Origin of the sequence: Pectobacterium sp. CHL-2024 (assembly GCF_044751765.1) — a bacterium.
GTDB classification, from domain to species: domain Bacteria; phylum Pseudomonadota; class Gammaproteobacteria; order Enterobacterales; family Enterobacteriaceae; genus Pectobacterium; species Pectobacterium brasiliense.
Genome location: NZ_JBIXKO010000007.1, coordinates 97,531 through 120,407 on the forward strand (window position 1 = coordinate 97,531; position 22,877 = coordinate 120,407).

Here is a 22,877-nt window from a genome sequence, read left to right on the forward strand (position 1 = left end):
TTTATACTTATGTCATTGTTTATCAAATCGGTTATTGGCGCGCTGATCGTATTGCTCATCAGCATACTGGCGAAAAGTCGAAACTATTATATTGCCGGGCTGGTGCCGCTATTTCCCACGTTCGCGCTGATCGCCCATTATATCGTTGGCACCGAACGTGGACTGGAAGCGCTGCGCGCCACCATCCTGTTTGGCATCTGGTCCGTTATTCCTTATCTGGTTTATCTCATCTCGCTTTATTACTTTACCGCGTGGATGAAATTGCCACAGGCGCTGCTCGCAGCAGTCGTGTGTTGGAGTGTATCAGCGGCATTGTTGGTCAAAATCTGGACGTGGTATCAGGAGAATTAGGAGTTGGCAGAAGGGATGGCCCCTCTGCCATAGGCAGGGGATATCAGGCGAAGGCAAAGCCCTCATCTTCCCATCCCGTGATTCCCCCTATCATAATTTTTACCGGACGACCGAGTTGTGCCAGCTTTAATGCCGCCTGATCTGCACCATTGCAGTGTGGTCCCGCGCAATAGACGACAAACCGCGTGTCATCAGGCCACTCGGCCATACGCTCAGGTGTGATTTCACGGTGCGGCAGATGAATCGCCCCCGGTATATGGCGCGTGCTAAAGTGCTTCGTCGACCCCACCACATGCAGTAACACGAAGTCCTGCTGAGTGTCAGAGAGCGAGCCCGCCACATCCGCGCAGTCTGTTTCCACAGACAGACGTCGTGAAAAATGGGATAGGGCGATATCAGAAGCAGCAAAGGGATAGTCAGTCACGTAACTCATCGATTTTTCTCACTGATTGGAATGAGACTCGACTATAAAACGGATACAGAAAGGCTGGCAGATGGCATTATTGCCATATATCGTCAATATCATGACAAGTTATTGAGGTGAGGAAATCGATGTTCAATCCGCTTGTTGTCGTACTCGCTTATGATGGCTTGTGTATCTTCGAATTTGGTATCGCAGTTGAAGTCTTTGGCCTTCCTCGCCCCGAGATGGGGGAAAATTGGTATCAGTTTGCCGTTGCGGGTTTAGACAGCGGAGCGATGCGGGCAACGGGTGGCATCCACGTGGTTGCCGATGGTGGCCTTGAGCTGTTAACACAGGCGGGGACGATTATCATTCCCGGCTGGAAAGGCAGTGATGTGCCCGTCCCCGCCCATCTGGTCGATGCGTTACGCCAAGCACATCAACAGGGTGCCAGACTGCTCTCTATCTGCTCTGGCGTTTTTGTCCTCGCTGCGACAGGCCTGCTTTCCGGGCGACGCGCCACGACGCATTGGCGCTACAGCGACACGTTAAAAATGCAATATCCTGATATCAACATCGAGCCAGACGTTCTTTATATTGATGAAGGAACCATGCTTACGTCAGCTGGGAGTGCTGCAGGAATTGATCTTGGGCTACATCTCATCCGTCGGGATTACGGCAGCAAAGCGGCCAATCAAGTGGCTCGCCGATTGGTAGTCGCACCGCATCGGGATGGTGGGCAAGCACAGTATATTGAAAAAGCGGTACCGGTAGACTACGAACGCTCGCGACTCGGGCCGCTTATCGATCATGTCCGAGCCAACCTCGCGGAAGAGTATTCCGTTAAGAAACTGGCGGCAATTTCCTGTATGAGTCCACGCACGTTCCTTCGCCGTTTTTCTGCCGCTACGGGTACGACACCTGCACGCTGGTTACTGGCCGAACGGCTGAATACCGCACGCGATTTACTGGAAAACACGCGCTTATCGATCGAGAAAATCGCCGAAACGGTAGGATTCGGGACCGCAGCCTCGTTACGCCATCATTTTCGCCAGCAGCTACAGCTCACGCCCTCAACTTATCGGTTACGTTTCGGGCAGAGAACCGATGATATCCCAGAGAATCTTGCCGCTAAGAGAGGATAAGATCATGACAAAAACGACGTACTCCGGCACAGTTCATCGCCCCATTCTCTCCGCGCAGGAAGCCGAACGCTTCACGCTCCCACACTATTTCACGCTGCGTGGGCACAATGATCAGACAGAAGCTGACGTTTGGCAGCCCGCTCCGATTAAGATCGATCCGGCGACGCCCTGGGTTGTCGGGCCGCACGTGGGTGTGGATGGTGCAACGCACGCCCATGTTCAACAGGCGGTAAACGCCGCGCTGCGGGCGCAACAAGGTCGGGCGCGGATTGAGATTAAACTGCTGCCGGGCACCTATACCGGCACGGTCTACATCCCCGCTGATGCGCCACCGCTCACGCTATGTGGGGCGGGAGATCAACCGGATGACGTAGTGATTCAACTCGCGCTGGATTCGATGTTCTCACCAGCAACCTACCGAGAAACAGTAAATTCGCACGGTGAATATCAGCCCGGCGATCCCGCCTGGTACATGTACGATCTCTGTGCATCAAAACAAAACGCAACGATTGATACCATTTGTGCCGCCGTGGTCTGGTCGCAAAGCGACAATTTCCAGATGAAGAACCTGACGGTGGTGAATACCTTGCTGGATTCCGTAGATAATCGCGCCCATCAGGCCGTGGCGCTACGCACCGACGGCGACAAGGTTCAGCTTGAAAAGGTCCGCCTCATCGGTCGTCAGGATACGTTTTTCGTCAACACCAGCAACCTCCAGAATGAGTACGTCACGGACCGCCACAGCCGGGCCTACATTACAGACAGCTACATTGAGGGTGATGTCGATTACGTGTTTGGGCGCGCGACCGCGGTATTCGAGCGCGTCCACTTTCATACGGTTTCCAGCCGTGGAGCGAAAGATATTCACGTCTTCGCACCTGACAGCATGCCGTGGGTGCAATACGGCTTTCTGGCTGTGGCGTGTCGTTTCACGGGAGACGAAGGCTTCAGAGGAGGAAGAAAGGCCAAACTGGGGCGTGCCTGGGATCAGGGAGCAAGGCAGACGGGATATCAGCCGGGTCAGACAGCAAACGGCCAGTTAGTGATTCGCGACAGCACGATTGACGCCAGCTATGACAGAGAACGCCCGTGGGGAGCTGCGGCAACCACCGCACGGGCCTTTGCGGGTAACGCGGATTCAGCCCGCAATCTCGACGATGTGCATTTCAATCGGCTGTGGGAATACCACAATATCGACGAGGCGTGAGATACAATGAAAGGGATAACAATATAAAGGCGAGTGTTATTCGAGAAAGAGTCGCACTGATGGAATTAATTAACCTGAACTGCTGGCGGCCTGTAAACAATACAGGCCATAGAACAGTAAAAGAATTTTATTATATTACTGATAAATCTCGCTTAATTCGCATTCCCTGATGTTAGCCAGTCATCACGCTTATCCAGAGCGTTATTTATTTCTTTTGCTTCACGCCCTTAGCATTGTCGTTCGATTGTATGTTTTTTCACTCCCCCATAACAATTAGACTTAGGTACAGGTGTAGGTATATACTTTTCCGTTACAAGGATGTTGATTCTTCAGACTGAGGTCATGAGATGTCGCCATTATTCTCCAGTAGCGAAATAATAAGCAGGGTAATCAAAGGTCATTTTAATGAAAACCTGGATCACTACGATGGCGTCAAATTCTCATTTATGGTTCTGAATAAGAAAAACCCCTCTGAAATGATCATTATCTCCAGCTATCCCGATGAATGGGTTAATCTCTACAAAGAAAATAAATACCAGCACATTGATCCCGTTGTTCTTGCTTCATTTAATAAAATATCGCCTTTCTCTTGGGAGAAAAGTCTGGTTATTAACACACGACTACAGCTTGCCAAGATATTCGATCTCTCTAAGAAATATAATATTATCAACGGATATACTTTTGTCCTTCACGATCATGGCGACAATCTGGCGATGCTATCGATTATCGTGGACAGCTCATATCCAGATGATGTTGATACATTCATTGAAGAGAAAAAAGACACCTTTCAGATGCTATTAATTGATGCATATGAAAAAATCATCTCCCTTTGCAGAGAGATGATTGAAAATAAAAAACAATTAAATAATAAAGAAATATTCTCTCAACGAGAAAATGAAATCCTTTACTGGGCCAGTATGGGTAAAACCTATCTGGAAGTCGCTATTATTCTCGGTATCAAAACCAGCACGGTAAAATTTCATATCGGCAACGTTGTGAAAAAACTTGGCGTCCTGAATGCCAAGCATGCCATCAGGCTCGGCGTTGAGTTACAGCTCATCAAGCCTGTGCAATAGCGGCTGGTACCCGTAGAGGCCACTGCTTCAACTCATTGCTCATAAATGTCCCGCTGCGGTTAATACGACGAGCCAACGCTTCCTGATTCTCATCATCAACCGGAAGAAAAACTAAATAGACTCTTTCTTCCTTTTCTGACAAACCTTGTTCGACCACGCGAATTCCCCAGCCCGATCGTTTTAATATCGTCAGCATAGGGTGACTCACTATCGTATATATTCCATCATAGCCTTTGTCCTTTGAGTAATTAATCATCGAAAGAAACAACATCGAACTAATTGGATATTCATTGCCGAGAATATCTTTCGCTCGTGATTTATCGACAAAGAACCGACTAGATTCCAGGTAATTCCCTTCAGGGATATTGATCTCCTTGAAGTAAGGAAAAAATGTCCCGGTAATCATGTTAGGGTATTTTGTTTCAATAAATCTCAAACTACAGATAACGGTGTTATCTTTGATGCCAAAAAGATAAGTCGTGTTATTATTATCATACTGATCAAATTCCATTCCATCAGTACATTGCACGGCCCAATTCAGTCGATCTTTAAACGTCTCTTTTCTGAGGGTAAATAGCTCTTCTGATTTCGTTTCTGACAACAAGGTGTGATTTACATCAAATATCTCTAACATTTTTCCTCCATTGAAAAGTTAATACATAACCTCAAAAAACGATACGCCATCCCACAGATCCTTCGCCTTCAGATTATTATCTTGGCTGATTATTTATAGGTATTCTGTCCCTTTCCACGGCGGTTGTACAGATGCAACCTGCATTGTCAGCAAGAGTTCATACACAAAAAACAACGCGAGAAGAACCAATATAAACATATGATAAACGGATAAAAAAAATCCGGAAGCGCGAGACGATTCCGGATTTTTATATTATTCAATCTGGGCGTTATTTCTCTGTTTTATCCTGCAGTTGGCCTACCTGCGGCAGACCGGTGCTGGCGGAGGAAGAGAGCAAGCCCGTTTCAGCATAATTAAACAATTTTTCACGCGTGTCGGTGATATCCAGATTGCGCATGGTCAGCTGGCCGATACGGTCATCTGGCGAGAAGACCGAGTCGCCTTTCTCCATGGTCAGACGCTCTGGCTTATAGGTCAGATTGTCAGACACAGTATTCATGATGGAGTAATCATTACCACGACGCAGCTCCAGCGTCACTTCGCCGGTGATGGCGCTGGCGATCCAACGCTGAGAAGAATCACGCAGCATCAGTGCCTGAGAATCGAACCAGCGTCCCTGATACAGGAAACGACCCAGCTGACGGCCATTGGCGTGGTATTGCTCGATGGTGTCTTCGTTGTGGATACCGGTAACCAGACGCTCATAGGCAATGTGCAGCAGTGCCATGCCCGGCGCTTCATAGATGCCGCGGCTTTTCGCTTCAATAATACGGTTTTCGATCTGATCGCTCATGCCCAGGCCGTGACGACCGCCGATGCGGTTCGCTTCCAACATCAGTTCAACGTCATCGGCAAAGGTCTTGCCGTTCAACGCAACCGGGTGACCGCGTTCAAAGCGGATGGTCACTTCTTCTGCCGGCACTTTGACGTTCTCGTCCCAGAACTTCACGCCCATAATCGGGTTAACGATTTTGACGCTGGAATTCAGGAATTCCAGATCCTTCGCTTCATGCGTCGCACCCAGAATGTTGGAATCGGTGGAATAAGCTTTCTCGGCCGACATTTTATAGCCGAACCCTGCCTGTGACATAAACTCGGACATCTCCTGACGGCCGCCCAGCTCATCAATGAAATCGGTATCCAGCCACGGCTTGTAAATCTTCAGTTCAGCATTGGTCAGCAGGCCGTAACGATAAAAACGTTCAATATCGTTGCCTTTATAGGTGCTGCCGTCGCCCCAAATGTTTACGCCGTCTTCTTTCATTGCTGCAACCAGCATCGTACCGGTAACCGCACGGCCCAGCGGTGTAGTGTTGAAATAGGTCACGCCCGCCGTCGTGTTGTGGAATGCGCCACACTGAATCGCAGCGATACCTTCAGCAACCAGTTGCTTACGGCAATCGATCAGGCGAGCATTTTCTGCGCCGTATTCCATAGCCCGACGTGGGATTTCCTCGTAGTCATCCTCGTCTGGCTGCCCCAGGTTCGCGGTATACGCATAAGGAACCGCGCCTTTTTGACGCATCCAAAGCAGTGCAGCGCTGGTATCCAGACCACCCGAGAACGCAATACCAATACGCTGACCAACCGGAAGATGCTTGAGAATCGTTGTCATATATATAATCCCTGCTCGAAAGATCTCTGGAGATAAGCTGAGTCGCCCACACCATTATGTTACGCCATACACTCATGAGCGCTCGGGCCCTGTGCACATCCTGCATCAAACGGACCGGTCGATGGCCAACATCGACACACTCACAAATGCATATTTATGCAAAATAAGTGAGTGATAATTTAAACATCTTTTTGGCGGGACAGGAAGAGAAGAGTCATACTTTCATGCAAAAAAATTCGTGGCCAATTCACGACCAAGTTAGCAAGTATAGCGCTATCTTCTCTTCAGGCTAAGCAGCAAAAATCGTTTACGAGACCCACCCGACATTAATAAAACATCGTTTCATTTTGGCGATATTTCTTTGCTATTCTCTTGCGGTTAACACCTTCCCTTGCATATTGCTGGAGATGCTATGTCTAAGAAAGTCGCCGTTCTGCTGGCTCCTGGGTTTGAAGAAGCAGAAGCGATTATGGTGATTGATGTACTGCACCGTATGAAGATAGAAGTCACCATGCTGTCATGCTATGACAGACTGGAGCTGCACAGTTATCACAATATTCGCATGTTTGCCGATGCTCTGCTGGAAAGAAATCAGGACACGCTGTTTGATGCCGTAGTCATTCCTGGCGGCCCACAGGGAACGGTAAATCTGGCCGCAAACCCGATGGTCGTCGAGTTTATCCGTCGCCACGACGACGCGGGAAAACTGATTTGCCCACTGTGTTCCGCCGCCGCCCGCGTGCTGGGTGGTAACAAACTGCTGAAAGGCCGCCGCTACGTTTGCTCCGGGAATTTATGGCAGGACGTGACCGATGGCGTTTATGTTGACGAGAAAGTCGTGGAAGACGGCAATCTGATCAGCGGCAAAGGGCTGGGAGTCACATTCGACTTTGCCTTTACCCTCGCCAGCCGTCTGACCGGTGACAAAGAAAACGCCAACTTTCAGGTTGAGCACATCGATTACGATTACTGGCGCGTGCCAGCGTAACCGTTCACCAACCTAATGATAAGGCGCGCACCCTCGCGCCTTCCTGCGTGACCTTCCAGCATGACCTTCTTTTATGGATAGCCTTAATAACCTTCCCCATAACGCTCGCGGTACTCTTTCGGCGTGATGTCATACCCTTTCTTAAAGACGGCATAGAAATAGGGCAGCGAAGGATAGCCACACATCAACGAGATCTCACCAATCGAGAGCGAGGTCGATATCAGCAAGTTACGCGCCCGATCCAGCTTCTCCTCATGAATCATGCCGTGAATGGTCTGGCCGACTTCGTCTTTGAAGCGTTTTTCCAGATTCGAGCGGGAAATCCCTACTGCATCCAGTACCTGCTCAACCTTAATCCCTTTGCAAGCGTGATAGCGGATAAAGTGCATCGCCTGAATAACGGCAGGATCGTGCACAGAGCGATAATCCGTTGAGCGACGTCCAACCACCCGAACCGGCGGCACTAAAATACGTTGCAGCGGCACATCGGCCTGATTCAACAGCAGTTGGTGCAGCAGTTTCGCTGCGCGATACCCCATTTGGCGCGTACCCTGCGCCACTGACGAGAGCGCAACGCGTGAAAGGTAGCGAATCAGATCTTCGTTATCGATCCCGATGACGCACAGCTTTTCCGGTACGGCAATATTCAGGTGTTCGCAGACCTGCAACAGATGGCGCGCGCGGGAATCCGTCACCGCAATAATCCCCGTCTGCGGTGGTAACCCCTGCACCCAATCAGCCAGCCGATTTTGCGCGTATTGCCAGTTATCCGGCGAGGTTTCCATTCCCTGATACACCACGCCCTGATACTTTTCTGCCGCAACCAACTGCCGGAAAGCATGCTCCCGTTCCTGCGCCCAGCCTTTCCCGCCCGATGCCGGCAGGCCATAAAAAGCAAAGCGGTTCAGCCCTTTCTCTTTGAGGTGCATAAACGCGCTTTCCACCAGTGCATAATTATCTGTCGCGATATAATGCACGGGCGGATAATCCTCGGGCTGATGGTAGGAACCGCCCACACCCACCAGCGGAACATTCACATCCTGTAGCAGCCGCCTGATCTCGCCATCGTCAAAATCGGCAATCACGCCGTCGCCCAGCCACTCTTTGATGTTATCAATGCGGCAACGGAAATCCTCTTCAATGAAGATGTCCCAGTCACACTGGGAAGCCTGTAAATACTCGCCAACGCCTTCAACCACCTGACGGTCATACACTTTATTGGCGTTGAACAGCAGCGTGATGCGATAGCGTTTTTCAAACATGGCAGTTGGCGCTCATTAATCGCAAGTTCCTTGAATAAATTCTTCTTCCTTGAATAGCACAGCGCCCCAAGAGGCCAAAATAATTTGCTGATTATTGCGAGCCGCCACGTATTTCCTTCGCAGACTCGACGTCGCATCATACGCGCCGCTTTGTTGCGGTATCCATCCACACCGCCAACAGCAGGATTCCGCCTTTTACGACGTATTGCCAGAACGTCGGCACATCGAGCATGCTCATCCCGTTATCCAGCGACGCCATGATAAATGCCCCCATCACCGCACCCGCGACGCTACCAATGCCGCCAGCCAGACTGGTGCCGCCAATCACGCAGGCAGCAATCGCATCCAGCTCGGCAATGTTCCCGGCGGATGGCGACCCCGCCCCCAGTCGTGAACTGAGAATCAGCCCGGCAACCGCGACCATCAGGCCGTTAATCGCGAACACCGCCATTTTGGTGCGCTCGACATTCACGCCCGATAGGCGGGCAGCATCGATATTCCCGCCCACAGCATAGATGCGGCGGCCAAATGCGGTTCGCGTCGCCAGAAAAATGCCGCCCAGCATCAACAGCGTCAGCACCAGAACCGGCGTTGGCACACCGCGATAGTCATTCAGCAGATAAATCGCGCCCAGCACCACCAGTGCCGTAAATGTCTGACGGCCAATATCGCCTGCAGGTGGATTTACCGGTAACCCTAATCGGGCGCGGCTACTGCGCCGACGCCACTGCCAGGCAATAAACACCATTAGTCCGATGGCACCGAACATAAAACCCATACCGGAAGGCAGATAGCTTTGCCCAATCTGCGACATCGCCTCGCTGGTCGGGGAAACCGTGGTCCCATTAGTGATGCCGATCAGAATGCCGCGAAAAGCCAGCATCCCCGCCAGCGTCACGATAAAAGAAGGGACTTTCCGGTAGGCGACCCACCAGCCATTCCACGCCCCCAGCAATAATCCCAGCGCGAGCGTCACAACGATGGTCAACGGCAAGGGCCAGCCAAACCAGACATCAAAAATCGCCGCCGCACCGCCCAATAGCCCCATCATCGAACCGACCGACAGATCGATTTCGGCGGAGATAATGACAAACACCATACCGACCGCCAGAATGCCGGTGATCGCCGTTTGCCTCAGCAGGTTGGAGAGGTTACGTGCGCTGAGATACGCCCCGTCGGTCATGTAGGTGAAAAAGAGCATGATGGCGATGATGGCGGCAATCATCACGTAGACCTGAAGATTGATGCTTTTCAACCGTTGCAGCATCGAGGCAGAGCCCGCGATATGTTGTTGTTCAGACTGCGATGTTTTCAGCACGATGTTCACTCCTCAATGCAGCTTCCATAACCTGTTCCTGGGTTAAATCACGATTGACCAAATCCGCTTTGATCCGCCCCTGATGCATCACCAAAACCCGATCGCTCAACCCCAGCACTTCGGGCAATTCAGAAGAAATGACAATGACGGCAATGTGCTGTTTTACCAGCGCATTAATGAGCTTATAAATTTCGTATTTAGCACCGATGTCGATGCCGCGCGTGGGTTCATCGAGAATCAGAATGCGGGGATTCAACAGCAGACACTTTGCCAGCACCGCTTTTTGCTGGTTGCCGCCGCTTAACCGGGCAATCGCCAGCTCTGGGCTGGAGGTTTTCACTTTCAGATTCGCGAGCGACTGCCGGATGATGTCCTGCTCACGGGCATCATCCAGCATGGAAAACGACCCTGTGAATTGGTCGAGTGCCGCCAGCGTCATGTTCTGCGCCACGCTCATCACCGGAACGATGCCGTCCTTCTTACGATCCTCCGGCACCATCGCAATGCTTTGCGCCATCGCCTGTTGGCAATTGCTGATGGTCACTGGCTTACCGTCAATAAAGATGTCGCCCTGCCAATGACCGTGATAGGCACCAAACAGGCACTGCACCGTCTCCGTACGCCCTGATCCAACCAGCCCGGCAATGCCGAGAATTTCGCCTCGGTGTAGAGCAAACGAGACATCATCCACCCGACGAATGTGGCGATTCACAGGGTGCCAGGCGGTCAGGTGTTCTACGCGCAGCACTTCTTCACCAATAACATGCGGTTCATTGGGATAAAGCTCCGTCAGTTCACGCCCCACCATCATGGCAATGATCTGGTCCTCGCTCAGCTCGGCAGCCGGACGCGTACCAATCGGCTTCCCATCGCGAATCACACAAATCACATCGGAAATGGCTTTAACTTCGTTAAGCTTGTGCGAGATATAGATGCAGGCAATACCGTGATCGCGCAGATCCTGAATGATCTCCAGCAGGATTGCGGTTTCCCGCTCGGTCAATGAGGCCGTTGGCTCATCCAACACCAGCAGACGTACCTGCTTGTTCAGCGCTTTGGCGATTTCCACCAGTTGCTGCTGACCTAATCCAAGCTCACCCACTTTGGTATTCGGGTCGACAGCCAGCTTGACCTGCTCCAGCATGCGCTGGCAGCGGAGATACATATTGTCGTAATCCATCACGCCAAAACGCGCCCACTCATTGCCCAAAAAGAGGTTCTCCAGCACCGTCATCTCTTTCACTAGCGCCAGTTCCTGATGAATGATCGCGATGCCCTTTTGTTCCGTATCGCGAATATGGTTGGCACGTAGCTCATCACTAGAGAACACGATCTGCCCGTCATAGCTGCCATACGGATAAATGCCACACAGCACCTTCATTAAGGTGGATTTCCCTGAGCCATTCTCGCCACACAGTGACAAGACCTGACCCGCGTCCAGCATCAGGCTAACGTTGTCTACGGCTTTCACCGCGCCAAACGCCTTGGTGATGTTTTTCATTTCCAACAGATGCGGCATCATTGGCCTCCGTGATTCAGGTGTCTCAGGCCTCGCCTGCGACAGTGGCGAGCCACAACGTTATGTCGTGGCCCGTAAACTTCTTTCCTACATCCTGAAATCTATTGGCGGTGGAGTGCGTTAATACACATCCGCTTTTTTGTGGAAGCCATCGGCAATAACGGTGGAATCGATATTGGATTTATCGACGGGAATAGGAGTCAGTAAGAAGGAAGGAATGTCTTTCAGCCCATTGTTTAATTTAGCGTTGGATTCCGGGGCTTTATCGGAACCGAGCGCCACGGCGATATCTGCGGCGTCTTTCGCCAGCTTGCTGATCGGTTTATAGACCGTCATGGTTTGCGTGCCTGCCACAATGCGTTTGATTGCTGCCAGATCGGCATCCTGACCGGAAATCGCCACTTTCCCTGCCAATCCCTGTGCGGCAAGCGCCTGAATCGCCCCGCCCGCCGTAGCATCGTTCGATGCCACAACCGCATCAATCTTATTGCTGTTCGCCGTTAGCGCATTTTCCATAATTTTCAGCGCATTCTCTGGTAGCCAGGCATCAACCCACTGATCGCCGACCACTTTTATTTTCCCACTTTCGATCAACGGCGTGAGCACTTTCATTTGCCCCTGACGAAACAGCTTCGCATTATTATCGACCGGTGAGCCTCCCATTAAGAAATAGTTCCCGCCAGGCACCTTATCGACGAGATATTTCGCCTGCAGTTCTCCAACCTTCTCATTATCAAATGAAATATAAAAATCCACGTCCGCATTATTAATCATGCGATCGTAAGCAAGCACTTTTATTCCCTCACGTTTTGCTTCCGCAATAACATTACCAAGTACCTGACCGTTATAAGGAATAATCACTAATACATCGACACCGCGATTGATCATGTTTTCTATTTGAGAAATTTGCGTCGCTTCATTGCCGTTTGCTGATTGAACAAAAACATCAGCACCCTGCTTTTTGGCTTGCTCAACAAAAAGATCGCGATCTTTCTGCCAGCGTTCGAGACGCAAGTCATCAATCGCCATACCTATTTTAACGTCCTTCGCGAATCCGGGCTGACAAGCAAGAATGAATACGGCACAAGCTGAGAGTAAAAAATGGTTAACTTTCATCATAGAGTACCTTTTTTATTTAAGATGCAGGGCCTAAGACTCCAATCGCCAGCAAAGTATTGTCGCTAAACATCCCTCCATCAATTACAGATTTTTATCCTCCAATTATGTTTTTTGGTTTAATTTCCGTTTTTTGATACGGGTCATATTTTATTGTCGAGTCACATTTTCATTTTGTTACCTATTGCGAAGCGTATTCAGAGTAAAAGCCCTTATTTTTGCGACACAGCGCACATTTAATAATTCTCTGAATTTCAGTGTGAAATAACGTAATTGAGGAAACCTTCATCCACTCCGAAAATTAATCCCATTCCCGTCTCTTCCGTCTGGGTGGTTTCTAAGGAGTTAACGATGCAAGCCTATTTTGAACAGATCGAAAAAGTCCGTTATGAAGGTAGCCAAAGCAACAATTCCTTCGCCTTTCGTCACTACAACCCCGATCAGGAAATACTCGGTAAACGTATGGCGGACCACTTGCGTTTTGCCGTCGCGTATTGGCATACGTTCTGCTGGAACGGCGCGGATATGTTCGGCGTCGGATCTTTTGCCCGGCCGTGGCAGCAGTCAGGTGATGCACTGGAGCTGGCGAAGCGCAAGGCGGATATCGCATTCGAATTTTTTCAAAAGCTCAGCGTGCCTTACTACTGCTTTCATGACGTCGATGTGGCACCGGAAGGGAACTCACTGAAAGAGTATCTGCATAACTTTGCGGTCATTACTGATGTACTGGCAGAAAAACAACAGGATAGCGGTGTGAAGCTGCTGTGGGGCACCGCCAACTGCTTCACCCATCCCCGCTACGGCGCAGGCGCGGCGACCAATCCTGACCCAGACGTCTTTGCATGGGCCGCCACGCAGGTGTTCACCGCCATGAACGCGACCCAAAAACTGGGGGGCGAAAACTATGTGCTGTGGGGCGGGCGTGAGGGATATGAAACCCTGCTCAATACCGACCTGCGTCAGGAACGTGAACAGATCGGCCGCTTCATGCAGATGGTCGTCGAGCATAAACACAAAATCGGCTTTCAGGGCACGCTGCTCATTGAACCGAAGCCGCAGGAACCGACCAAACATCAATACGATTATGATGTCGCCACCGTTTATGGCTTCCTGAAGCAGTTTGGGCTGGAAAAAGAGATTAAAGTCAACGTTGAAGCCAACCACGCTACGCTGGCAGGCCATTCCTTCCATCATGAAATCGCCACCGCTGTCGCGCTAGGCATTTTCGGATCTGTCGATGCAAACCGCGGCGATCCGCAGCTCGGCTGGGACACCGATCAGTTCCCTAACAGCGTGGAAGAGAACACGCTGATCATGTACGAAATTCTCAAAGCGGGTGGCTTCACAACGGGTGGCCTGAACTTTGATGCCAAAGTTCGCCGCCAGAGTACCGATCGCTATGACCTTTTCCATGCGCATATCGGCGCGATGGATACGATGGCACTGGCGCTCAAGGCTGCCGCCAGAATGATTGAAGATGATAAGCTCAATCAGCTAGTCGCTAAACGCTATGCAGGCTGGAACGGGGAACTGGGTCAGCAAATCCTGCAAGGTAAAGCCTCGCTGGAATCGCTTGCTCGGTATGCGGAAAGCCATCAACTGGCACCGCAGCACCAGAGTGGCCAGCAGGAATTGCTGGAAAATCTGGTTAACCGCCACCTATTTGGCTAAAACAGTACGCTCACCTCCTGCGACAGACTAAACCCTGTCGCAGGGGCTTATCAGGAGCCACTATGTATATCGGTATTGATCTGGGTACTTCCGGTGTGAAAGCCATCCTGCTGGATGAAGCAGGCAAGGTGGTTGCCAGCCATAGCGCCGCACTGAGCATTTCCCGTCCGCATCCGCTCTGGTCGGAGCAAGCGCCTGAAGACTGGTGGCAGGCAACCGATCAAGCACTACACGGGTTGGCGGCAGCACATAGCCTTCGTGCCGTGAAAGCGCTGGGGCTGACCGGGCAAATGCACGGGGCGACCTTGCTGGATGCACGTCAGAATGTGCTGCGACCCGCGATCCTCTGGAATGACGGACGTAGCGCAGCCCAATGCCGAACGCTGGAACAACAGGTACCAACATCGCGTCAGATTACCGGCAACCTGATGATGCCGGGCTTTACCGCGCCCAAACTGAAGTGGGTGCAAGAAAACGAAAGTGAGATCTTCCGCCAAATCGATAAAGTTCTGCTGCCGAAAGACTATCTCCGCTGGCGTCTGACGGGGGAATTTGCCAGCGATATGTCCGATGCGGCTGGAACGCTTTGGCTAGACGTTGCCAAACGAGACTGGAGCGATACCCTGCTGGAAGCCTGCGCGCTGAGCCGCAAGCATATGCCCACGCTGTATGAAGGCAGCCAGATTACCGGCTATCTGCGAGCTGACATCGCCAGCCGCTGGGGCATGGATCCCGTCCCCGTCATTGCTGGCGGTGGGGATAACGCAGCAGGTGCAATTGGCGTCGGGCTGTATCAAACGGGTCAGGCGATGCTGTCTCTCGGCACATCCGGCGTTTACTTCGCCGTCAGCGATGGCTTTCTTAGCAATCCGCAGCATGCCGTCCACAGTTTCTGCCACGCGCTGCCGAATACCTGGCACCTGATGTCCGTGATGTTAAGCGCCGCATCCTGCCTCGACTGGGTCGCCCGTCTGACGCACGCGGAGAGCGTTCCCGCGCTGCTGCAGGAAATCGCCTCGACACCAGCCGATGACACGATAACACCAGTGTGGTTCTTGCCTTATCTTTCCGGCGAACGCACGCCGCACAACAATCCCGATGCCAAAGGCGCATTCTGGGGGCTCACCCATCAGCACGGACGCCCGGAACTGGCAAAAGCGGTATTGGAAGGGGTGGGCTTTGCGCTTGCCGACGGCATGGATGCACTGCATATGACGGGGCTCAAGCCCGATAGTATTACGCTGATTGGCGGCGGCGCACGTAGCGCCTACTGGCGGCAAATGCTGGCGGATATCAGCGGTCAAACGCTGGAATACCGCACGGGAGGGGATGTCGGCCCTGCGCTGGGTGCCGCACGTCTGGCGCAAATCGCCATGCATCCGCATACGCCACTGGCAGCACTCCTGCCGCCGCTACCGCTGGAACAAATTCATCAACCGGATCCCCAGCGTCACGCCAACTATGCCGAACGGAGGCGTACATTTAAAGCGCTCTACCAGCAGCTTAGTCCGCTGATGTAGCACCAATCGTCAACTCACCCAGCGACGCACATCGATTTTCTGTAACGCCATCGAAAGCAGCAGGCTGGCCCCCAGCGCGATGGCGAAAACAGAGAAGATGTCGAGAACCGGGTGGGATGGCAGCATCACATCATGCGTACGCAGATAGTGAATGATCAGCGCGTGGAAACCGTAAATCGCCAGCGAGTGGCGCGAAATGGTGGCGAAGCCCGGTAAAATCCGCTGGCTTCCGTAATGCTTAAACACCACCAGAAGGCTGACCGCAGCAAGAAACACCAGCGGGCCACAGTAGATGTAAAATGTCTGGGTGAACGTATCGTTCAGTAATGTGTGGTGCTTCGTTCCCATCGCAATCAACGCGACACACGCAATGAAGAAGGGGATAGCGGCTAGCACAACTTTCTTTGGTACTTCCAGCATGCCCAGCGCACGCCCCAGCGCGGCGTACAGCACATAGTAAAACGTATCGCCGTAAATATAGAGATTCACGGGCAGTAATTTAAATCCTTCAAATTCCACTCGTCCCGTATTGGGGTTAGCGAAAACGGCCAGCAAGATAATCAAGACGGCTAAATATTTACCCGATACTGGCTTAATAGTAATAAGTGGAGAGAGTAGATAAATCACGATAATCGCGTAGAAAAACCATAAGTGATAAAAGATCGGTTTTTGCAGTGCATGATGCAATGAATTCAGGCCATTAATCGGCGTGAGCGTCGCAATATAGATCAGCGCGACCGTACTGTAGAAAAGCAGACATAAGCCGATACGCAGAAAATGTTTCTTCCCCGCGCGACGTTCACCAAAGAATAAATAGCCCGAGATCATGAAAAACAGCGGAACGCAGACGCGCGAGGCAGAATTCAGGATATTCGCCACATCCCAGTGCCCGTCGCCCGGCGTGCCACCCGCCGTAATATAGTACGTTGTGCTATGAATCAGAACGACCATCATGCAGGCCAACGCCCGCAGGTTATCAATCCAGCCGATCTTATCCGTCATGCACAACCTCTTGAAAGCAAAGCGCTATTCAAAACAGCGTAGCCGTTGTTAAACGCTGGCACAATCGATTATTAACAACCAGCAACCAGCAACCAGCAACTATCAATGATCAGCTATCAACAATCGGGTAAATCTGAGTGATAAGGACGGATTAATGCAGGCAAACCATATGGATTAACGCCATGCGTACTCACCAGAAAAGGCAAGAACAGCACGGCGTTCGTGAATCAGAACAGTCCCATCGGCTTATCAGAGTAGCTCACCAACAGGCACTTGGTTTGCTGATAGTGTTCCAGCATCATTTTATGGTTTTCACGCCCGATACCGGACTGCTTATACCCCCCAAATGCCGCATGCGCCGGATAGGCGTGATAACAGTTGGTCCAGACACGTCCGGCCTGAATACCGCGCCCCATCCGGTAAGCAATATTGCCGTTACGGCTCCACACGCCAGCCCCCAGACCGTATTCCGTATCGTTGGCGATCTCCAGTGCGTCATCCATCGTTTTGAAGGTCGTGACCGCCAGCACCGGTCCAAAAATTTCCTCCTGGAAGACGCGCATACTATTTTTACCGAACAAGATCGTCGGCTCCAGATAGTATCCTTCCGCCAGCCCGCTCGGCATCGCCTTGCGCTGACCGCCCGTGAGCACGCGTGCGCCCTCTTTCTTACCGATATCAATATAGTTAAGGATGGTGTCAAGCTGACCTGCAGATACCTGCGCGCCCATCATGGTTTTGCTATCCAGCGGGTTACCGATGCGGATAGCCTCAACGCGCTTGATTGCCCGTTCCATAAAGCGATCGTAGATAGATTCCTGCACCAGCGCGCGGCTCGGACAGGTGCAGACCTCGCCCTGATTGAAGGCAAACAGCGTGAAGCCCTCGAGCACTTTGTCAAAGAAGCTGTCTTCCTTGTCCATCACATCGGCAAAGAAGATGTTCGGCGATTTACCGCCCAGCTCCAGCGTTACCGGCGTCACGTTCTGCGCCGCATAGCTCATGATCTGCTGGCCTACCTCGGTCGATCCGGTGAATGCCACTTTCGCAACGCGTTTCGACGTCGCCAGATATTCACCAATTTCGCTGCCCGACCCATTAACGACATTAATGACGCCTGGCGGCAGCAGATCCTGAATCAGTTCCATCAAAATTAACACCGACATCGGCGTCAGTTTAGCGGGTTTCAGCACAATACAGTTGCCGGCGGCCAGCGCGGGTGCCATCTTCCAACAGGCCATTAGCAGCGGGAAATTCCAGGGAATAATTTGCCCGACAACGCCGAGAGGCTCATGAAAATGATAGGCCACGGTATCGCCGTCAATTTCGCTAATCCCCCCTTCTTGCGCGCGGATACAGGCTGCGAAATAGCGGAAGTGGTCAATCGCCAGCGGCACATCCGCCCCGCTGGTTTCGCGTATCGGTTTACCGTTATCCCAGGTTTCCACCTGCGCCAGCAGCTCAAGATTTTGATCCATCCGGTCGGCGATTCGGTTAAGCACCAACGCGCGTTCCTGCACCGACAGGCCACCCCATTCCGCTTTTGCCTTGTGAGCGGCATCCAGCGCGTGGTCAATATCTCGCGTTGACGAACTCGCCACTTCACACAGCGGTTGGCCAGTTACTGGCGTCAAATTGACAAAATACTGACCAGCATCAGGTGGAACCCAGGCTCCGCCGATAAAATTGTCATAGCGTTTTTTCAGATTGAGAGAGCCATATTCGCCAGATGCGGATCGGCCTTCGAGATTATCGTGCGCCATTTCAGTCTCCTTTCATTTCCGGATGAGCGGCCATGCCGCAGTGAAAAAGAGGCAAACAGTAAGCAGTTAAATTAAGCCTATACGGGGTATGGAGTTAGCGACAGGATTCGGCCAGAGAAGAAGGCAACTCTTCGAGTTGACGCACAGTTTCTTGCGAGAAAAAGTCGCATCCCTTCAGGCACAGTGAGGTATACCCTAAATAATTCGAGTTTCAGGCAGGCGGCAAAAGAAGGCATCCCGATGAGCTTACTCAGGTAAGTGATTCGGGTGACTTAGCTCAGCCAACGCACATGCAACTTGAAGTATGACGGGTATAATACTTTTAATTTCCAGGGTTACTAACATGCAGGTATTTCAGGTGGAAGGGGTTCATTTACCAGCGGATGCCGCCCTTGAAGGCGCAACGCAACATTCAGTCTATCATCCCGATTCGCTGCAGCAGCCACAGTCTGACTGGCTGGCGGAAGAGGTGCCTGTTGCGTTGGTTTATAACGGCATATCGCATGTCGTCATGATGGCCTCACCGAAGGAACTGGAACAGTTTGCTCTCGGATTTTCCTTATCTGAAGGCATTATTCAATCACCGGCTGATATCTACGGCATTGATGTACAAGCCGCCTGTAATGGTATCGAAGTACAGATTGAGCTTTCGAGCCGACGCTTCGCAGGGCTAAAAGAACGCCGCCGGGCGATGGATGGCCGCACAGGCTGCGGCGTATGTGGCGTAGAGCAACTCGCGGAAATCGGCAAACCGCTCGCCCCTCTGCCCTTCACGCAGACATTTTCCCTTAGCAAACTTGAAAACGCGCTGGTGCGGCTGCGCGATGTGCAGAAGATCGGTCAAGTGACAGGCTGTACTCACGCCGCAAGCTGGGTCGCGCCAGACGGCACGCTGTCCGGGGGAAGCGAAGACGTCGGCCGCCATGTCGCGCTGGATAAACTGCTGGGTACCCGAGCGAAACAGGGGTGGCAGCAAGGCGCTGCACTGGTTTCCAGCCGGGCCAGCTATGAGATGGTCCAAAAATCCGCCATGTGCGGAGTGGAAATCCTGTTTGCTGTCTCAGCGGCGACCTCGCTGGCTGTGGAGGTCGCGCAGCGCTGCAACCTGACGCTGGTCGGTTTTTGTCGGCCGGGACATGCGACTATCTACACACATCCGCAGCGTCTGAGCGCGTAAGAGACACCGCTAGAGCAGCGGCGTTTTGCAGGCGATGGGCATAGATTAATTTGTTTTTACATAGTGCAATAACGACATAAGCGTTTGTTATCATGAAGTAAAGCAATCTGATTCATGCCACCCATTCGAGAATAATCATTTTCAATATCATTTAATTAACTATAATGAAGGTATTGCTTACGCGGTACTAACAACACAGTGCCGTAACATTTTTTTTACCATGGAGATGCTAAACATGAGTTATTCACTGCCATCGCTGCCTTATGCTTATGACGCACTGGAACCGCATTTCGACAAAGAAACGATGGAAATTCACCATTCCAAACACCATCAGGCTTACGTCAATAATGCTAACGCCGCGCTGGAATCTCTGCCTGAACTGGCTAAATTGTCTGCTGAAGAGCTGATCGCTCAACTGGATAAAGTTCCTGCGGAAAAAAGAACGGCACTGCGTAACAACGCGGGTGGCCACGTTAACCACAGCCTGTTCTGGAAAGGCCTGAAAGTCGGCACGACGCTGACTGGCGATCTGAAAGCCGCCATCGAGCGTGATTTCGGTAGCGTTGACGCGTTTAAAGAGAAATTTGAGCAAGCAGCAGCAACCCGCTTCGGTTCTGGCTGGGCGTGGCTGGTACTGAAAGACGACGGTAAACTGGCCGTTGTGTCTACTGCAAACCAAGACAGCCCGCTGATGGGTGAAGCCGTTTCTGGTGCGTCTGGCTACCCAATCGTCGGTCTGGACGTATGGGAACACGCTTACTACCTGAAATATCAGAACCTTCGTCCAGCTTATGCTAAAGCATTCTGGAACGTATTGAACTGGGACGAAGCCGCTGCCCGTTTCGCTAGCGCGAAAAAATAAAACCGCTGAGTGCCGGATACCATCAGGCCTCTTCTGCGTTTGAATATAAACTGGAATAACAGTCTGTTATTCCAGTTTTTTATTATCCCTCCCTGGACGTCGAGCCGCATGTACGCTGGCTACCCTCGCTCGTTGGCGCATAAAGTTTCAGAGTAAAGTGCCGATATCTACTGCGGGTTTTTATCAGGTTGTTTTGCAGGGATAAGCTTGGTAAGCGGTAATCCGAGATGCTAACACCGCTAAGCAAGTGTGCATCAGGATAGTGAATTCGACTCAATACGATATAGTGGTGGGATGTGATGGCTATGAATTTTGACAATCTAAAAGTCGGTAAAAAATTAGGCTTAGGCTTTTTCCTGATTCTGCTGATGACCATGGTGATTGCCGGTGCGGGCATTATGCATATTGGCTCGCTGAAAGACAGTATTAATAAGGTTAATTTAAGCAACGATATTAATGATGAAATTAACCAGGCTAAATATTACCGCGCATTATACGGCACCACCTATAATCCTGATGATATAAAAAAGAACGTTGAGCACATTGCCAATGTGAGTAAACTCGCTGAAAAAGCGAAAGAATTTCACTGGCCAGAAAGCGATGCCAAGAAAATAGCCAGCATCCCAGCATTAATTACCAGCTATCAGGAAAAACAAAGTAATTATATTAATGCAGTGGGAAAAAAGGATGCCGTCAGAAAAAGCTGGAATATCTCAACAACAGAAAAACCGCTAGAACAGCTCAACGATCAATTAAAGGCGGACAACAACAGCACTACTCTTCAATTATTACTTTCTGATCTGAACCAAAAACTGATTGCCGTCCGCTACCACGTTCGTGGGTTATTACTGTCTACCAATAAAGAATCTGAAGAAAAGCTGACGGATGCCATCAACGCAGCACAAACGTCATTGACCTTCCTGTATCAAAGCCTGTCTGCCGAACAGCGTGAAACACTGTCTCCCGTTCTGGCAATAATGAACAATTATGAAGAGCAGGTCCTGGCCTATATGCCGGCCTATGAGGAGGAAATGGCGCAGGCGGGGCAAATGCGGGGGGTTGCCGAACAGCTGAACAGCGTTGTTAAAGGATTGCTCAGCGATCAGTTGGCGGCATCGCAGGAAGACATTCGCAGTGCCACATTGCAAATGAGTATCGCTGCGCTGATTACACTACTACTTGGTCTGCTGATTTCCTGGTTCATTTCACGTCAGATCACCACACCGCTTGGCAACACATTGAATATGGCTGAGAAAATCGCGACAGGCGATCTCACCATGTCCATCAACACGACGCGTAAAGATGAGCTGGGTCAGTTGATGAGTGCGATGTCGAAAATGAATGACAACCTGCACAATATGATCGATGACATTCGCGTCGGCGTCAGCCAGATTTCTAACGCGTCCAGCGAGATCGTCGCGGGTAACACGGACCTGTCATCGCGTACCGAGCAGCAGGCCGCTGCCGTTGAGCAAACCGCCGCCAGCATGGAGCAACTCACTGCGACGGTTAAGCAAAACGCAGATAACGCACACCACGCGAACAAGCTGGCAATCAGCGCATCTCAAACCGCAAAACAAGGCGGTGAGCAGGTGAATAACGTGGTGCAAACTATGACAGCGATTGAGAGCAGTTCTAAGCGTATCGCGGAAATCACGTCTGTCATCAACAGCATCGCCTTCCAGACCAACATTCTGGCATTGAACGCCGCGGTGGAAGCCGCCCGCGCCGGTGAACAAGGCCGTGGCTTTGCCGTGGTTGCCAGCGAAGTCCGTAGTCTTGCCCAGCGCAGTTCTCAGGCCGCGAAGGAAATCGAAGGCCTGATCTCTGAATCGGTTACTCAGGTATCACGCGGAGCGACGCTGGTTGGCAATGCCGGTAAAACGATGAATGATATCGTCACCTCTATCACGCAGGTGCATGACATCATGGGTGAAATTGCTACCGCATCGGATGAGCAAAGCCGCGGAATCAGCCAGGTTAGCCAGGCGATTGTTGAGATGGACAGCACCACACAGCAGAACGCCGCACTGGTTGAACAATCCTCTGCCGCTGCCGACTCGCTGGAAGAGCAGGCAAGACTGCTGAAGCAGGCGGTTTCCGTCTTCCGTTTGGCAAACACGCAGCATGATGACACCCCAGCGGGTATCGCGTTTGCCGACCAAACGCATCGTCTGCACGCGCCGCGCTAATATCAACAACCGTACCAAAAACGACAAAGCCCCTGTTAAACAGGGGCTTCATCAAC

19 protein-coding genes are annotated in these 22,877 nt (G+C 51.5%); 10 read left to right on the plus strand and 9 right to left on the minus strand.

Annotation, left to right across the window (positions count from 1 at the left end):
• Positions 1-9: 9 nt before the first annotated feature.
• Entirely contained in the window at positions 10-351 is a 342-nt protein-coding gene (locus ACIPUG_RS12560; RefSeq protein WP_400338606.1) for a GlpM family protein, read from the plus strand.
• A 43-nt stretch (positions 352-394) separates the two neighbouring features.
• Here ACIPUG_RS12560 and ACIPUG_RS12565 read toward each other — a convergent pair whose 3' ends face one another.
• Entirely contained in the window at positions 395-784 is a 390-nt protein-coding gene (locus ACIPUG_RS12565; RefSeq protein ID WP_400338608.1) for a rhodanese-like domain-containing protein, read from the minus strand.
• Positions 785-903: 119 nt separating this feature from the next.
• Here ACIPUG_RS12565 and ftrA point away from each other — a divergent pair, with 119 nt between their 5' ends.
• The 3 genes from ftrA to ACIPUG_RS12580 all read left to right on the plus strand — a co-directional run bounded on the left by ftrA (position 904) and on the right by ACIPUG_RS12580 (position 4,182).
• On the plus strand, positions 904-1,899 hold the full coding sequence (gene ftrA, locus ACIPUG_RS12570) for a transcriptional regulator FtrA (protein WP_400338609.1): 996 nt from the start codon (positions 904-906) through the stop codon (positions 1,897-1,899).
• Positions 1,900-1,903: 4 nt separating this feature from the next.
• Positions 1,904-3,106 carry a pectinesterase PemB gene (pemB, locus tag ACIPUG_RS12575; RefSeq protein WP_400338611.1) on the plus strand — a complete coding sequence of 401 codons (1,203 nt, stop codon included), beginning with the start codon at positions 1,904-1,906 and terminating at the stop codon, positions 3,104-3,106.
• Positions 3,107-3,453: 347 nt separating this feature from the next.
• Positions 3,454-4,182, plus strand: coding sequence for a LuxR family transcriptional regulator (locus tag ACIPUG_RS12580; RefSeq protein ID WP_014913705.1), 729 nt, complete (start codon positions 3,454-3,456; stop codon positions 4,180-4,182).
• Here the strand turns inward: ACIPUG_RS12580 and carI are convergent.
• Entirely contained in the window at positions 4,166-4,816 is a 651-nt protein-coding gene (carI, locus tag ACIPUG_RS12585) for an acyl-homoserine-lactone synthase CarI (protein WP_014913704.1), read from the minus strand. The genes ACIPUG_RS12580 and carI overlap by 17 nt on opposite strands.
• 268 nt (positions 4,817-5,084) lie before the next feature.
• Positions 5,085-6,431 (minus strand): argininosuccinate synthase, encoded by a 1,347-nt coding sequence (argG, locus tag ACIPUG_RS12590; protein WP_010284197.1) that lies wholly within the window; start codon positions 6,429-6,431, stop codon positions 5,085-5,087.
• 412 nt (positions 6,432-6,843) lie between these two features.
• Here argG and ACIPUG_RS12595 point away from each other — a divergent pair, with 412 nt between their 5' ends.
• Entirely contained in the window at positions 6,844-7,419 is a 576-nt protein-coding gene (locus ACIPUG_RS12595; RefSeq protein ID WP_010284196.1) for a DJ-1/PfpI family protein, read from the plus strand.
• 83 nt (positions 7,420-7,502) lie between these two features.
• Here ACIPUG_RS12595 and xylR read toward each other — a convergent pair whose 3' ends face one another.
• The 4 genes from xylR to xylF form a co-directional block, all read right to left on the minus strand.
• Positions 7,503-8,681: a D-xylose utilization transcriptional activator XylR gene (gene xylR, locus ACIPUG_RS12600; protein ID WP_039498396.1), complete on the minus strand. Its 1,179-nt coding sequence runs from the start codon at positions 8,679-8,681 to the stop codon at positions 7,503-7,505.
• A 136-nt stretch (positions 8,682-8,817) separates the two neighbouring features.
• Entirely contained in the window at positions 8,818-9,948 is a 1,131-nt protein-coding gene (gene xylH / locus ACIPUG_RS12605) for a xylose ABC transporter permease XylH (RefSeq protein WP_219606105.1), read from the minus strand.
• A 28-nt stretch (positions 9,949-9,976) separates the two neighbouring features.
• Positions 9,977-11,518: a xylose ABC transporter ATP-binding protein gene (locus tag ACIPUG_RS12610; RefSeq protein ID WP_400338683.1), complete on the minus strand. Its 1,542-nt coding sequence runs from the start codon at positions 11,516-11,518 to the stop codon at positions 9,977-9,979.
• 120 nt (positions 11,519-11,638) lie between these two features.
• Positions 11,639-12,634 (minus strand): D-xylose ABC transporter substrate-binding protein, encoded by a 996-nt coding sequence (xylF, locus tag ACIPUG_RS12615; protein ID WP_039483224.1) that lies wholly within the window; start codon positions 12,632-12,634, stop codon positions 11,639-11,641.
• Positions 12,635-12,985: 351 nt separating this feature from the next.
• Here xylF and xylA point away from each other — a divergent pair, with 351 nt between their 5' ends.
• Both xylA and xylB read left to right on the plus strand, forming a co-directional pair.
• Complete coding sequence (gene xylA / locus ACIPUG_RS12620) at positions 12,986-14,305, plus strand: xylose isomerase (protein WP_039463449.1); 1,320 nt, start codon at positions 12,986-12,988, stop codon at positions 14,303-14,305.
• 62 nt (positions 14,306-14,367) lie between these two features.
• Positions 14,368-15,825 (plus strand): xylulokinase, encoded by a 1,458-nt coding sequence (xylB, locus tag ACIPUG_RS12625; RefSeq protein ID WP_400338613.1) that lies wholly within the window; start codon positions 14,368-14,370, stop codon positions 15,823-15,825.
• 9 nt (positions 15,826-15,834) lie between these two features.
• Here xylB and ACIPUG_RS12630 read toward each other — a convergent pair whose 3' ends face one another.
• Both ACIPUG_RS12630 and ACIPUG_RS12635 read right to left on the minus strand, forming a co-directional pair.
• Positions 15,835-16,827, minus strand: coding sequence for an acyltransferase (locus tag ACIPUG_RS12630; protein WP_400338615.1), 993 nt, complete (start codon positions 16,825-16,827; stop codon positions 15,835-15,837).
• A gap of 227 nt (positions 16,828-17,054) precedes the next feature.
• Positions 17,055-18,590 carry an aldehyde dehydrogenase family protein gene (locus ACIPUG_RS12635; protein WP_039463456.1) on the minus strand — a complete coding sequence of 512 codons (1,536 nt, stop codon included), beginning with the start codon at positions 18,588-18,590 and terminating at the stop codon, positions 17,055-17,057.
• 343 nt (positions 18,591-18,933) lie between these two features.
• Here ACIPUG_RS12635 and fdhD point away from each other — a divergent pair, with 343 nt between their 5' ends.
• The 3 genes from fdhD (at position 18,934) to ACIPUG_RS12650 (ending at position 22,821) form a co-directional block, all read left to right on the plus strand.
• Positions 18,934-19,767 carry a formate dehydrogenase accessory sulfurtransferase FdhD gene (fdhD, locus tag ACIPUG_RS12640; protein WP_039284971.1) on the plus strand — a complete coding sequence of 278 codons (834 nt, stop codon included), beginning with the start codon at positions 18,934-18,936 and terminating at the stop codon, positions 19,765-19,767.
• A gap of 235 nt (positions 19,768-20,002) precedes the next feature.
• Positions 20,003-20,629 (plus strand): superoxide dismutase [Mn], encoded by a 627-nt coding sequence (gene sodA / locus ACIPUG_RS12645; RefSeq protein ID WP_010284182.1) that lies wholly within the window; start codon positions 20,003-20,005, stop codon positions 20,627-20,629.
• 299 nt (positions 20,630-20,928) lie between these two features.
• Entirely contained in the window at positions 20,929-22,821 is a 1,893-nt protein-coding gene (locus ACIPUG_RS12650; RefSeq protein ID WP_400338617.1) for a methyl-accepting chemotaxis protein, read from the plus strand.
• The last annotated feature ends 56 nt before the right edge of the window (positions 22,822-22,877 follow it).

Bases quoted from the DNA above. Each gene is read 5' to 3' on its own strand.
- ACIPUG_RS12595 (WP_010284196.1), top strand. From the start codon at position 6,844: ATGTCTAAGAAAGTCGCCGTTCTGCTGGCTCCTGGGTTTGAAGAAGCA.
- xylH (WP_219606105.1), bottom strand. From the start codon at position 9,948: ATGCTGCAACGGTTGAAAAGCATCAATCTTCAGGTCTACGTGATGATT.
- ACIPUG_RS12630 (WP_400338615.1), bottom strand. From the start codon at position 16,827: ATGACGGATAAGATCGGCTGGATTGATAACCTGCGGGCGTTGGCCTGC.
- xylR (WP_039498396.1), bottom strand. From the start codon at position 8,681: ATGTTTGAAAAACGCTATCGCATCACGCTGCTGTTCAACGCCAATAAA.
- ACIPUG_RS12580 (WP_014913705.1), top strand. From the start codon at position 3,454: ATGTCGCCATTATTCTCCAGTAGCGAAATAATAAGCAGGGTAATCAAA.
- xylA (WP_039463449.1), top strand. From the start codon at position 12,986: ATGCAAGCCTATTTTGAACAGATCGAAAAAGTCCGTTATGAAGGTAGC.
- ACIPUG_RS12650 (WP_400338617.1), top strand. From the start codon at position 20,929: ATGGCTATGAATTTTGACAATCTAAAAGTCGGTAAAAAATTAGGCTTA.
- ftrA (WP_400338609.1), top strand. From the start codon at position 904: ATGTTCAATCCGCTTGTTGTCGTACTCGCTTATGATGGCTTGTGTATC.
- carI (WP_014913704.1), bottom strand. From the start codon at position 4,816: ATGTTAGAGATATTTGATGTAAATCACACCTTGTTGTCAGAAACGAAA.
- xylF (WP_039483224.1), bottom strand. From the start codon at position 12,634: ATGAAAGTTAACCATTTTTTACTCTCAGCTTGTGCCGTATTCATTCTT.
- xylB (WP_400338613.1), top strand. From the start codon at position 14,368: ATGTATATCGGTATTGATCTGGGTACTTCCGGTGTGAAAGCCATCCTG.
- ACIPUG_RS12560 (WP_400338606.1), top strand. From the start codon at position 10: ATGTCATTGTTTATCAAATCGGTTATTGGCGCGCTGATCGTATTGCTC.
- ACIPUG_RS12565 (WP_400338608.1), bottom strand. From the start codon at position 784: ATGAGTTACGTGACTGACTATCCCTTTGCTGCTTCTGATATCGCCCTA.
- argG (WP_010284197.1), bottom strand. From the start codon at position 6,431: ATGACAACGATTCTCAAGCATCTTCCGGTTGGTCAGCGTATTGGTATT.
- fdhD (WP_039284971.1), top strand. From the start codon at position 18,934: ATGCAGGTATTTCAGGTGGAAGGGGTTCATTTACCAGCGGATGCCGCC.
- ACIPUG_RS12635 (WP_039463456.1), bottom strand. From the start codon at position 18,590: ATGGCGCACGATAATCTCGAAGGCCGATCCGCATCTGGCGAATATGGC.
- pemB (WP_400338611.1), top strand. From the start codon at position 1,904: ATGACAAAAACGACGTACTCCGGCACAGTTCATCGCCCCATTCTCTCC.
- sodA (WP_010284182.1), top strand. From the start codon at position 20,003: ATGAGTTATTCACTGCCATCGCTGCCTTATGCTTATGACGCACTGGAA.
- ACIPUG_RS12610 (WP_400338683.1), bottom strand. From the start codon at position 11,518: ATGCCGCATCTGTTGGAAATGAAAAACATCACCAAGGCGTTTGGCGCG.